The following is a 12,253-nucleotide window of genomic DNA, read 5'->3' as shown; positions in this document are numbered from 1 at the left end:
CACCGAAGCGTTCCGCACCGACCTTCGTCAGCGCCGCCGTCAGCGTCGTCTTGCCGTGATCCACGTGGCCGATCGTGCCCACGTTCACATGCGGCTTGGTGCGTTCGAATTTGCCTTTTGCCATGACCTAAAACCTCGGGTAGTTCTTCAAGGTGGAAAGTGAAAAAGTATAAACAGCGGATGATACGACGGCGGTGTTGCTAGCAAATGGTGCTCACGAATGGAATCGAACCATCGACCTCCTCCTTACCAAGGAGGTGCTCTACCGACTGAGCTACGTGAGCGATGGGTTTGCCTCAGCCGTCCTCCATGACGACAAAAAGATCAGACCAGCATCCGTACCGGATTCCTCAAAATCAAGACCGGCATCCATGCCGCAGCATTTGCGAAAACGGTCGCGTCTAAAGCCGCGCCACGTTTTCCACCGCGCAAAAGCCGCGGCACTGGCGCGTCCGGCGCCGATGAACCATCCCGCTTCCGAGCGTCGTTCAATGGAGCGGGAGACGGGAATCGAACCCGCGCTAGTAGCTTGGAAGGCTACAGTTCTACCATTGAACTACTCCCGCCCGGAGTATTTCAGGCCTCGAATGGTGGAGGGAGGTGGATTCGAACCACCGAAGGCATGAGCCAGCAGATTTACAGTCTGCCCCCGTTGGCCGCTTGGGTATCCCTCCGAACTCTCAAAACCTCAGATCAAATACGTCTACGCAAACTCCCGCGGAGGTGGGTGGCTACGGACATCCCGCCCTTCGTCCTTCGGGCGATCCCGCTTCGCGGGACGCGCAAATCCGCTCCCGGCGAATTTGTCGAACACAAAAAGCACGAACCGACAGATTCACGACCAATCTCCGCCGGCCGCCCAAGCAACCCCAACGGAGCCGCCTATTTTCATGCCCCACGCCCCGCCTTGTCAAGGACAGTTTTGCCCTTCAGGCAGTGTGGCTATGGGTCCAGGCCAGATGCGCCGCATCGCGGTAGCGGGCGATCTCCTGCTCGATACTCTTGTCGAGATCCATGAGCTTCTGCGCATAAGTGGCCAAGGCCTTGTCGTCCTCGCTCTGCGGCAGCCATTTCGGCACCGGCGAAGGCTTGCCGTCCTTGTCGGTGGCGACCATGACGATGACGCAATGCGTGGCCAGCTTTTCCTCGCCTGTTTCCAGCCGCCGCGCGATCACATCGACGCCGAAATGCATGCTCGTATTGCCTGTGTAGATCAACTGGCAGTGCACGGTCACCATGTCACCGATCAGAATCGGATTGACGAAACGGATGCCGCCGACCGCCACGGTCACGCAGTATTGCCCGCTCCAGGCAACCGAGCAGGCGTAGCCAGCCTGATCGATCCATTTCATCACCATGCCGCCATGGACCTTGCCGCCGAAGTTGACGTCGGTCGGCTGCGCGAGAAAACAGAAGCGGACTTCGCGGTCGGTTCCGGGCATTTCGAAGCTCCATGGGCGACGTGGATCGGGGAAGTTAGCAGATCGGCAGCCTTGCGGCATCCGTCTGCCGCAATGCGGCTTACGCGCGGCGCGCCGCGGCGTCGCGGGCACGCGCCGCCTGACGGTAACGCTTCGGGGCCATGCCGAACCGGCGCTTGAACAACTCGCCGAATTGCGAGGCGCTGGAAAACCCCAGGCTTTCTGCTATGACAAGCACCAGTTCGTCGGTTTCGAGCAGCTTCCGGCTGGCGAGGTGCAGCCGATGCGCACGCACATAGTCGCTCCAGGCAAGGCCGATCAACTGCTTGAATCGACGGCTGAAATAGGCCGTGGACAGGGCGCAGGCCGCAGCTGCGCGCTGTGCGCCGTGCGCCGCGGCGGGCGCGGCGCGCAAGCGCTCGATGGCGGGACGCAGCCGCTTGAGATCGTTCGGATCGACATCCACGGCAACGCCCTCGACGCGAGGCGCGCGCAGCGCAGCGCACAACAACAATTCGGCCAGCGGCAGCGCCAACGAATCGGCCGGGTCGATATCGGCAAGCCATTCAGCCAGCGCGCGCAGGCGCCCGTACGCCGCGCCGGACGGCCGCGCACAGAACGACTGTGCCAGGAGCGCCAGACCCGGCTTGCGCGCCAAGGCGTCGCCGGCCGCAGCGTCGATCTGGACCAACACCCAGTCGCGTCGCCCGCGTGCCAGCGCAAAGTCGTGCTGCCGCATCGAAGGCACATAGGCAACGCTGCGTGGCCGCAGACGATAATTTCGCCCTTCTGCGACAAATACACCATCAACGTCGCCAAAAATAACCAGTTCGTGCACGTCGTGGAAGTGCGGAAACGGTTCACTCGGCAACGCTTCACGCCCCTGCCGGACCTGCACGACGCGCACCGGCGCACCCGGGCCGAGTTCAACCGGCTCGCAGATCGGGCGATCGAGATGAAGCAGTGTCACGGCGGCCATTGTCGCCGAAGTCCGGCCGCCGGGGCGAAAATTCAGCGGGTACCGAGCAGGCGCACCTGCATGGGCCGCAATGGCGCGTCCGCGGGTACGATCGCCTCACCGTCAAGCAGATCGACCCAACCGGTTCGGGCGATGGCGGCATCCAATCCGGGACGCGCCTCCGTCTGCCCCAGATTGACAATCAGCAATGTCTGGCGCACCCCATCGGAACGCAGGATACAGAGCAGGCTCGATCGGTCGTCGCAAAGGATGCGCTGGCTGCCCGCGCGCAGCTCCGCGCGGTCCCGGCGCAGCGCAAGCAGCTTGCGGTACCAGTAGTAGATCGAATCCGCCTTGCCCTCTTCCTCCTCGAGCGAGACACCGTCGTGCGAGCGGTTGTAGCGCTCGCCCCACCAACGCTCGCCGCCTCGATACCAGATCGCCGAACCCGGCGCTTCGAGGTCGGCCCGCCAGCGGAACGCCTCGCGCACCGGAATCTGGATGCCGTCGGAAATCTCGATGTTCTTCAACTCACGGCCACGCATGCCCAGTTCCTGGCCGTAGTAGATCAGCGGCTCGCCCCGGAGCGCGAGCAGGATCGCCGCGCCCGCGCGTGCGCGCGCCGGATCGTCGCCGACGACGGACATGTAGCGGTCGACATCGTGGTTTTCCAGAAAGATCACCTGACGTTTCCCGCGCGGCGTCTTCGCCTCGGTCGTGCGGATCGCATTGACGATCTCGCGCTTGTCGAGCTTGCTCAGTGCCGCGCGCAGAGGGAAGGCAAAAACGAGATCGGCATGCCCGCGCTTGAGCCAGTCGTCGCCGTAACCCCAGTCGGCCTGCTCGGCGAGGATTCGCAGGTTCGGGCGGCGCGCCTTGAGTTCGCGGAACATCGGCGTCCAGAAGTCGGCAAACAGATGTTTCTCGATGCCCTTGTCATCGAGGTCGTCCATCATGTGGTCGATGCGCAGACCATCGACGCCATCGACCCCGCTGCCGTCCCCGCGCGGATCGATCCAGAACAACATCAGGTTGCGGAAGTAGCGTTGCACCTCCGGCTGCTTGAGATCGACCATCGCAATGCCGTAGTCGCGTCCGTCGTAGCCTTTCCATTTCGGCTTGTCGAGAAAATACTCCGCGACGCAATGCTGCTTGTCGCGCCAGAGCAGGTAACCGGCCCAGGGCGTGTCCGGCTTGCACTTCGACTCCTCCCACCATGGATGACCCTCGGCGACGTACTGGAACTCCTGGTCGAGGTAGATCTTCAGGCCGTGCGCATGGGCCGCGCGCACGAAGGCGAAGTAGTCGTCCATCGTGCCGTAGGCGGGATCGATCGCCTTGAACTCGGTCGCGAAATAGTTGTGGTAGTACGGCGAGGGCTGCAATGGCGTGAGCAGGATCGAGGTGATGCCCAGCCCGTGCAGGTAGTCGAGTTTTTCGGTCAGCCCCTTGAGGTCGCCGATACGATCGCCGTTGCTGTCGCGAAAGCTGCGCGGCATGATGTGGTAGAAAATTTCGTGGCCGGGTGACGACGATGGCGCCATCGCGACTTTCCCCGACGTCGCGCAGGCCGCGAACAGGACGACGGTGAGACATGCGGCCAGTATTTTCAGGATTCTCATTCCGGATCTTCCGATACCGTCGTGCCACGCAATACCTCGCCGAAGAAACGCAACGTATCGGCAAGATGCCGCGCCCAGTACGGCCAATCGTGGCCGCCCGCGTTCTCGGCATAGCGATGCGCGACGCCCGCCGCGGCGAGCGCGCGATGCAATGCACGATTGGCTTCGAACAACCCGTCCTCGCGACCGCAATCGAAGCGTAGCGGTGGCAGCGCGCCTTTCGCATCGAGCAATGCGGCGAGGACACTGCGGTCGGCAGGCGCGGCGCTCCAATCATCGCGCCCGTGATCGAGCAGCGCGTCGAGCTGCGCAACATCGGTGATCGCCGAGTGCGCCGCGGCGGCAGCGATGCGCGGCGGATATTTTCCGGCGAGCCTGAGCGCGCCGAAACCACCCATGCTCAGGCCGGCAACGAACAGCGGCGAGCGTTGGGTGCAGCCGGGCACGATCGTGCGCGCCAGCGCCGGCATCTCGTCGACGATCCAGCATTCGGCGTCTTCCGACGAATGCGCGACATACCCCGAACCGTCGCCGGCGAGACCATCCGAAGGCATCAGCAACGCGACCGGCGGCAACACGTCTTCGGTGATCAACCGCGCCGCGGTGAGATGTGCTGCGCCCTTCAGCGCCCACGCCCAGTGCGAACCGTACACACCATGCAGCAACAGCACGATCGGCAGATTCTCGACCTCGCGTGCCTGCGCCGGCACGAACACGCTGACGTCCGCGCGCCGGCGCAGCGCGGCGCTTTTGACCGTGACGAACTGCAATCCATCCGCGTCGATCGCGGGATCGGATCGTTCAATCGTGCGCAGCGGTGACGGATTCTCACTCATGCGATTTGCAGCACCCCCTTGCTGCTGTGCCCGGCAAGCATGTCGTCAAATGCCCGGGCCAACGCCGCGAGCGGATACCGGTGACTGATCAGCGCGGCGAGTTCGAGCCGACCGTGCGCGACCCAATCGAGCAGGCGCGGAAAATCGCGCGCCGGCACGCAGCCACCGTACAACGGCGCCAGGTAGCGCTTGTTCCAGAACAACTGCGGCAGCTCCAGCGTCGCCGGACCGTGCGCGCCGCTGACCTGCAACGCATTGCCACCGTTGCGCGCAAGTCGCAGCGGCAGGAACGCAAGCCCGGGAATGCCGGTCGCCTCGAACGCATGATCGACGCCGCGCCCTTCGCTGAGCACTCGCACCGCCGCGACGATATCTTCGTGGCCACCGTCTGCGGCATGCAGCACATGAGTCGCACCGAACGCCTGCGCGCGATGCAGACGCGCCGGTACGCGATCGATAGCGATGATCGTGCGTGCGCCGGCAAGGCGCGCACCCTGCACGACGTTGAGCCCTACTCCGCCGCAACCGAGCACGGCCACCGATTCACCGCGCGCAACCTCGGCGACGTTGACCACCGAGCCAACCCCGGTCATCACCGCGCAGCCCAGGATACAGACCTGATCGAGCGGCAATGATGACGGCAACGGCGTCAATGCCTCGGCGCGCGTCAAAGTATACTTTGCGAACGTGCCGAGGTGGAACGCACGCTCGATCGCGCGCCCGCGCCAGCGCGTCGCACCGGCATGCGCGCGACTCGTGCCGAAGCGCGCGGGATCGAGTTCGTGGGTACGCTCACACAGCGCGTCGGCGCCACGCCCGCACTGGAAACATGTGCCGCAGGGAATCGCCCAGTTCAGCAGCACCGGCTGACCGGAGGCGAAGCCGGCGACGCCTGCGCCGACCGCTTCGACGTGCCCCGCACCCTCGTGGCCGAGCACGAGCGGCCCGGGCCAATGCAGCGCGGCATGATCGGTGTGACAGACGCCCGCGGCGGCGATCGCGACGCGCACCTCTCCCGGCCCCGGCGCATCGACCTCGATCGTGTCGAGGACGAAACCACCGGCGCCGTCGCCGATCAACGCAGGTCCGCTGACGGCGACCGCAGTCATGCGCGCTCGAACAACACCGGGTTCTTCGGCGTGGCTATGATCTCGCCGACGACCGCACCCGGGCACCAGCGCTCCCAGTCGGCCTGCTGCATCTTGTTGAGCGGGGCCTGCAGGCGCATGTCGCGATCGATGTAGATCACGGTCATGACCGAACGCGGCATCGTCGAACGATTCGGGCCGGCACGATGAAAGGTCCAGCCGAGATGGAAGCTCACTTCGCCAAGTGCGAACGGTTCGTCGACGATGCGAAAGCCCTGCGCGTCGAGATTCGCGGTGATCGCGCGCTCGCTCTCATCGGAAATCTCCAGATCGCGACCGAATTTCTCGCCCTGGCTGCCGGCGTAGAACGCCAGCGGCCCCATGTCCATCGGCACCGCCTGCAAGGGTACCCAGGCGGTGATCGAACGGTCGCTCGCGAGCGGCCAATAGAACTGGTCGGCATGCGCCGGAGTGAAGCCGCCACTCGGCTCCTTGTACAACGACTGGTCGTGGTACAGACGCACACCTTCGACCTGCAACAACGCCGCGGCGAGGCTGGCGAGGCGTTTGCCAAACACGAACTCGCGCGCGAGGCCGCCCTGCTCCCACAGGTTCATCACCTGCAGGAAGGCGCGGTCGTAGGTACTGCGCTGCTCCAGCGGCAGCGTCTGCGTGTTCAGCGCGATCGTCAGCCGCGCGATTTCCGCGCCATAGCGGCGCAGTTCCTCGGCGTTGAATACGTCCTTGAGGCGGATGAAACCGTCACGCCGGAAATCGGCGATCTGCCGTTCCGTCAACGCATGGGGCCTGTCGAGATCGATCGCCACTTGCACGTTTCCTCGGCGGGTTGCAGTCATGGCAATCGTAGGCTCGTTGACACATGCCCGCAGCGGCTGCAGATGTCGAACCACCGCGGAATTCTATCGAATCCATGTCCTCAGTCGCCGCCATTCCGGCACGGGCAGAGGCTCGCGGCATGGTTCAGACGTTGAAGCGGAAATGCAGCACGTCGCCTTCCTTGACCAGGTAGTCCTTGCCTTCGAGGCGCAAGCGGCCGGCATCGCGCGCACCGGACTCGCCCTTGTACTTGATGTAGTCGTCGTAGGCGATCGTTTCGGCACGGATGAATCCGCGTTCGAAGTCGGTGTGGATCACGCCCGCTGCCTGCGGCGCGGTCGCGCCCTTCTTCACCTGCCAGGCACGGACTTCCTTTTCGCCCGCGGTGAAATAGGTCTGCAAGCCGAGCAGCTTGTAGCCGGCACGGATCACGCGGTTCAAGCCCGGCTCGTCGAGACCCATGTCCTGAAGGAAGGCGAGCTTGTCGGTGTCGTCGAGTTGCGAGAGTTCCTCCTCGATCGCCGCACACACCGGCACGACCTCGGCGCCCTCGCCCTGCGCGCGCGCGACGACCTTGTCGAGGAACGGGTTGTTGCTGAAGCCATCTTCCTTGACGTTGGCGATGTACATCAGCGGCTTGAGCGTCAGCAGGAACAGGTCGCGTACCAATGCTTTCTCGTCGTCGTCGAGTCCGGCGGCGCGCGCGGGCTTGCCGTCGTTGAGATGCGCCGCGAGCTTTTGCAACACGGGGCGTCTGGCCAGCGCGTCCTTGTCGCCCGATTTGGCCGAACGCTCGACGCGGGCGAGTGCCTTGTCGACCGAATCGAGATCAGCCAGGGCCAGTTCGGTATCAATCGTGTCGATGTCGGAGATCGGATCGATCTTGCCAGCGACGTGGACGATGTCCGCGTTCTCGAAACAGCGTACGACATGCGCGATCGCGTCGACCTCGCGGATGTGCGCGAGGAACTTGTTGCCCAGCCCCTCGCCTTTCGAGGCGCCGGCGACGAGGCCGGCGATGTCGACGAACTCGATCGAGGTCGGGATGATCTTCAGCGGCTTGGCGATGCCGGCAAGCGCCTCGAGGCGCGGATCGGGCACCGGGACGACGCCGATGTTCGGATCAATCGTGCAGAAAGGAAAGTTCGCCGCGGCAATGCCTGCCTTGGTCAGCGCATTGAAAAGGGTCGACTTGCCGACGTTCGGCAGGCCGACGATGCCGCATTTGATACCCATTGTTGAACCCGTGAGCGGTAAGCAGTCAGCGGTGAGCGGCAGGCGCGTTGTTGCGCTCGCCGCTCACTGCTCACGGCTCACTCCTGCTCGTATGCAGTTTCTTCATTGCTTCGTTGAAATCGCCACGCACCGCCAGCGGCAACACGTCGAGCGAGCGGCCCACCGCATCGAGTATCGCGTTCTCGTCGTCGACGCCCGCGCGTCCGAGCACCCAGGACGTTACGCGGTTCCTGTCACCCGGATGGCCGATGCCCAGACGCAGCCGATGGAACCCGCCGTGCCCCAGATGGGCCATGATGTCGCGCAGACCGTTCTGGCCGCCGTGGCCGCCGTCGAACTTGAGCCTCGCAGCGCCCGCCGGCAGGTCCAGGTCGTCGTGCACGACCAGTGCTTCCTCCGGTTCGATCTTCCAGTAGCGCAGCGCCGATTGCACCGCGATGCCGCTCTTGTTCATGTAGGTCGCCGGCTTGAGCAGCCACAGCGCCTGGCCGTCGAGCGTGATCTTCGCCGTTTCACCATGCAGTTTCGACTCCATACCGAAACGCGCACCGTGCGCCTGTGCGAGGGCGTCGATAAACCAGAACCCGGCGTTGTGCCGGGTTCGCTGATGTTCGGCCCCGGGATTGCCGAGGCCGACGAGCAGCCGCAGTTGCGCCATGACGAGCCGGGTGCCACGCACCCGTCGCACACGGCTTCCGCCACCCCGGGGCAGCGGAAGCCGGAACGATTACTTCTTCTCGTCTTTCTTCGCGGCGGCGGCCGGAGCGGCGGCCGGCGCGGCAGCAGCCGTCGCGCCCGCAGCAACGGCCTCGACCGGAGCGGCCTCGACTTCTTCCTTGAGCTCCTGCGCGGTGACCACCGCGGCGTCGTGCTCCTTGCCCAGACGCAGCTCGGGAATCTCCACACCTTCCGGCAGCTTGATCTCGGACAGGTGCACGATGTCGCCCACGTCCAGGTCGCTCAGATCGACTTCGACATACTCCGGCAGATGCTTCGGCAGGCACGAGATTTCGATGTCGTTGAGCGCGTGCGAGATCAGCACGCCCGCCTTCTTGCCGGCCGGCGACTTCTCCTGGTTGAGGAAGTGCAGCGGCACGCGGATGCGGATCGCCTTGTTCTCGTCGACGCGCTGGAAGTCCAGGTGCAGCAACTGCTGCTTGACCGGGTGACGCTGCAAATCGCGCAGCAGCACCTTCTGCACGTCGCCGTTGAGCGAGAGGTCGAGAATGGCCGAATAGAACCACTCGTGCTGCGAGGCAAGCCAGACGTCGTTGTGTTCGATCTGGATGCTGACCGGGGCGAGTTCGCCGCCGTAGACGATGGCCGGAACCTTGCCCGTGTTGCGCAGGCGGCGGCTCGCACCCCTCCCGTCGTTTTCGCGGCGTTCGACCTTGATTACATGTGAAGTTGCCATTTGTTTTACCTATTGGTATTGCAATGAAGCTGCCTCGCGACAGCCGGAAACTCCTTCGCGACCAAAGGAGTGAATTTCCGGGGCTCGGGGCCCGGGACCCGGAAGAAAAAAAGCCGATCGCTCTGATTCTTCGAATCCCGGGCCCCGGACCCCGGCTGTTACTCAATCCACGTACAACGAACTAACCGATTCGCCGAAGGCGATGCGGCGGATCGTTTCCGCCAGCAATTCCGCCACGCTGAGCTGGCGGATCTTGCCGCAGGCCTTCGCCTCCTCCGACAGCGCGATCGTGTCGGTGACGACGAGCTCGTCGAGCTGCGATCCGTTGAGGTTGCGGATCGCCGGCCCCGACAGGACCGGATGCGTGCAATACGCGACCACGCGCTTCGCGCCGTTCTTCTTCAACACCTCGGCACCCGCGCACAGCGTGCCCGCGGTGTCGACGATGTCGTCGATCAGCACGCAGACCTTGCCCTCGACGTCGCCGATGATGTTCATCACCGCGACCTCGTTCGCGCGCGGGCGGCGCTTGTCGATGATCGCCAGGTCCGCGTCGTCGAGGCGCTTGGCGATCGCGCGCGCGCGCGCAACGCCGCCGACGTCCGGGCTGACCACGATCAGCTCCTCGGGCCGGTTGTAGCGCCAGATGTCGGCAAGGATCACCGGCGAGGAGTACACGTTGTCCAGCGGAATGTCGAAGAAACCCTGGATCTGGTCCGCATGCAGATCCACGGTCAACACATGATCGGTGCCGACCGACGAAATCATCTTTGCCGCCACCTTGGCCGTGATCGGCACACGCGCCGAGCGCAGCCGCCTATCCTGTCGCGCGTAGCCGAAGTACGGAATCACCGCGGTCACGCTCGCCGCCGAGGCGCGCTTGAGCGCATCGATCATCACCAGCAGCTCCATGAAATTTTCCGCGGTCGGCGCCGAGGTCGGCTGGATCACGAACACCTCTTGCCGGCGCACGTTCTCGTCGATCTCCACGCGCACCTCGCCGTCGGAGAACGTCGTCACCTGCGCCTTGCCCAGCGGCACGCTCAACACCCGGCAGATGTCGAGCGCGAGCCGCCTGTTGGCGTTGCCCGAAAAAATCTGCCAGCCGCTGCGTTCGCCGCGATCGAGCGGATAGGTACTGCCGTAGCCCGCCGCCGGATTGATCGTGTTCACGGATTGAAAACCCTTTCAGCCTTGCATCATGCTCAAAAGTGGCTGGGCCGGTAGGATTCGAACCTACGCATGCCGGGATCAAAACCCGGTGCCTTACCGCTTGGCGACGGCCCAATGATTCAGCTATCCCGGCAAGGCCGGGATTCCTCTTGTCTTTTCAGCTTCTCACTTGTCCGATGCGCATCCAGCGCATCAGCCAACGCCGACCGATCCACGCCGCGCGCGCGATACGCGGAAAACTCCCGCGGACAATCACGTACCATAGCCTGCGCCGCATCGTCGGATGGCGCGGCGACGAAAACACAACCGCCGCTGCCGCTCAGACGCGCGTCGCCGTAGCGACCGAGCCAGTCCAGCGCCGCCGCGACATTTGCGTAGCGCGCACGCACGACCGGAGCGAAAACATTGTCCGTTGCAATTCCCGACAGAAAGCTCTCTATTGTCGCTGCCGCGGAATTGCGTGTCAATTCCGCGGCTTGGAACAAAGCTGCCGTTGGTACCGTCTCATGCGGATCGAGAATCACGTACTGGCGCGGCGGCAACGCCACCGGGGTGAGTTTTTCGCCCACGCCTTCCGCCCAGGCGGAATGGCCACGCACGAATACCGGCACGTCGGCGCCGAGACGCAGGCCCAGTTCGGCCAGTTCGTCGACCGCGAGGCCCGTCCCCCACAACTCGTTCAACGCGACGAGCACCGTCGCCGCATCGGAACTGCCGCCACCGAGGCCGCCGCCCATCGGGATGCGTTTTTCGAGCGCAATATCGGCGCCGAATTCGGCTTCGGCATATTCGGCCAGCGCGCGCGCGGCGCGGACGCAGAGATCCCGCTCCGCCGCGACGCCGGGAGCACCATCGACGCGTACGATCTGCGCATCGGTGCGCACGCGCAGGCGCAGCGTGTCGCCCCAATCGAGCAGCTGGAACACCGTCTGCAACAGGTGATAGCCGTCGGCGCGACGGCCGACGATGCGCAGGAACAGGTTGAGCTTGGCCGGTGCGGGCCACACGCTCCAGCCGTCTTCGCCCACGGCCGTCAATCGAGGCTCCACGACTGGATGACGAGCTTGACCTTGTCCTTGCCGCGCCCCGCGAACACCTTCTTCGGCAGCGGCGGCGAGCGATCGTCGAACCAGTCGAGATAATCGACCGTCCAGCCGTCCTGCACGAGTTGCGTGGGCAGATTCCGTTCGTCGAACTGCATCTGCGCCGGATCGGCGGCGACGCGCAGGCCCAGCGCCCAGCGTCGCAGCGCGGCGAACGGCACCTCGGTACCGAGGCGTTCGCGCAGCAGCGCCTGCGGATCGCTGCCGACGTCGGGCTGGGCATCGACGCCTTCGAGGACCGCACGGCCGGCATCGCCGCTGAGCCGCAAGGTTTTGCCATTCGCGCCGCGCACGCTGAACGAGTAGGCATCGCCGTCCTGGCGCCAGCTCAGGTCGCCGGAACCGCCGTTGGCTCCCGACACGGCGATGCGCGCCTCCAGCGTCCAGTGCGACTTGCCGGCCAACGCCGCCTCGCGCGCGTCCTGCGCGGCCAGCGCCTCGGGCGTCGCCGCATGCTGCTTCACCTTCATCGGCGCGCAGGCGGCGAACATCGCGAGCAGCGCCGCGCCCAGCAGCAAGCGAGCGGCGCGCATCGGGAAGCGAGCGGCGAAAATCATCGATCGAA

The 12,253-nt window shown here is 64.8% G+C and carries 13 protein-coding genes and 4 tRNA genes; all 17 read right to left on the bottom strand.

Annotated elements, in window-relative coordinates:
* Positions 1–124 (bottom strand): GTP-binding protein (locus AC16HO_RS07865; protein ID WP_415253061.1); only part of this gene is annotated, 124 nt, incomplete at its 3' end.
* A gap of 84 nt (positions 125–208) precedes the next feature.
* Positions 209–284 (bottom strand) — tRNA-Thr (locus tag AC16HO_RS07860).
* Positions 285–492: 208 nt separating this feature from the next.
* Positions 493–566, bottom strand: a tRNA-Gly gene (locus tag AC16HO_RS07855).
* 22 nt (positions 567–588) lie between these two features.
* A tRNA-Tyr gene (locus AC16HO_RS07850) sits at positions 589–674 on the bottom strand.
* A gap of 255 nt (positions 675–929) precedes the next feature.
* Positions 930–1,442: an acyl-CoA thioesterase gene (locus AC16HO_RS07845; protein WP_395644328.1), complete on the bottom strand. Its 513-nt coding sequence runs from the start codon at positions 1,440–1,442 to the stop codon at positions 930–932.
* A 79-nt stretch (positions 1,443–1,521) separates the two neighbouring features.
* On the bottom strand, positions 1,522–2,328 hold the full coding sequence (locus tag AC16HO_RS07840; RefSeq protein WP_395644327.1) for an AraC family transcriptional regulator: 807 nt from the start codon (positions 2,326–2,328) through the stop codon (positions 1,522–1,524).
* A 104-nt stretch (positions 2,329–2,432) separates the two neighbouring features.
* Positions 2,433–4,001 carry an alpha-amylase family glycosyl hydrolase gene (locus AC16HO_RS07835; RefSeq protein ID WP_395644326.1) on the bottom strand — a complete coding sequence of 523 codons (1,569 nt, stop codon included), beginning with the start codon at positions 3,999–4,001 and terminating at the stop codon, positions 2,433–2,435.
* Positions 3,998–4,837, bottom strand: a complete 840-nt coding sequence (locus tag AC16HO_RS07830) for an alpha/beta hydrolase (RefSeq protein ID WP_395644325.1) — start codon at positions 4,835–4,837, stop codon at positions 3,998–4,000. Before AC16HO_RS07830 ends, AC16HO_RS07835 begins: the two co-directional genes overlap by 4 nt.
* A complete protein-coding gene (locus AC16HO_RS07825; RefSeq protein WP_395644324.1) occupies positions 4,834–5,946 on the bottom strand; it encodes an alcohol dehydrogenase catalytic domain-containing protein in 1,113 nt (370 codons plus the stop codon). Before AC16HO_RS07825 ends, AC16HO_RS07830 begins: the two co-directional genes overlap by 4 nt.
* A complete protein-coding gene (locus tag AC16HO_RS07820; RefSeq protein ID WP_395644323.1) occupies positions 5,943–6,782 on the bottom strand; it encodes a phytanoyl-CoA dioxygenase family protein in 840 nt (279 codons plus the stop codon). The genes AC16HO_RS07825 and AC16HO_RS07820 overlap by 4 nt, the downstream gene beginning before the upstream one ends.
* A gap of 124 nt (positions 6,783–6,906) precedes the next feature.
* Positions 6,907–7,998, bottom strand: coding sequence for a redox-regulated ATPase YchF (ychF, locus tag AC16HO_RS07815; RefSeq protein WP_395644322.1), 1,092 nt, complete (start codon positions 7,996–7,998; stop codon positions 6,907–6,909).
* A 70-nt stretch (positions 7,999–8,068) separates the two neighbouring features.
* Positions 8,069–8,656: an aminoacyl-tRNA hydrolase gene (pth, locus tag AC16HO_RS07810; protein WP_395644321.1), complete on the bottom strand. Its 588-nt coding sequence runs from the start codon at positions 8,654–8,656 to the stop codon at positions 8,069–8,071.
* Positions 8,657–8,725: 69 nt separating this feature from the next.
* Positions 8,726–9,412 (bottom strand): 50S ribosomal protein L25/general stress protein Ctc, encoded by a 687-nt coding sequence (locus AC16HO_RS07805; RefSeq protein ID WP_395644320.1) that lies wholly within the window; start codon positions 9,410–9,412, stop codon positions 8,726–8,728.
* A gap of 162 nt (positions 9,413–9,574) precedes the next feature.
* On the bottom strand, positions 9,575–10,510 hold the full coding sequence (locus AC16HO_RS07800) for a ribose-phosphate diphosphokinase (protein ID WP_395644332.1): 936 nt from the start codon (positions 10,508–10,510) through the stop codon (positions 9,575–9,577).
* Between the two features lie 114 nt (positions 10,511–10,624).
* Positions 10,625–10,699, bottom strand: a tRNA-Gln gene (locus tag AC16HO_RS07795).
* A 5-nt stretch (positions 10,700–10,704) separates the two neighbouring features.
* The gene (gene ispE, locus AC16HO_RS07790; RefSeq protein ID WP_395644331.1) at positions 10,705–11,613 is read right to left on the bottom strand and encodes a 4-(cytidine 5'-diphospho)-2-C-methyl-D-erythritol kinase; all 909 of its coding nucleotides are present in this window, start codon (positions 11,611–11,613) and stop codon (positions 10,705–10,707) included.
* Positions 11,614–11,618: 5 nt separating this feature from the next.
* The gene (locus AC16HO_RS07785; protein WP_395644319.1) at positions 11,619–12,245 is read right to left on the bottom strand and encodes an outer membrane lipoprotein LolB; all 627 of its coding nucleotides are present in this window, start codon (positions 12,243–12,245) and stop codon (positions 11,619–11,621) included.
* Between the last annotated feature and the right edge of the window lie 8 nt (positions 12,246–12,253).

Source organism: Rudaea sp., from assembly GCF_057139185.1.
The sequence above is the reverse complement of the archived record's forward strand: the minus strand, read 5'-3'. Positions and strand labels throughout refer to the sequence as shown.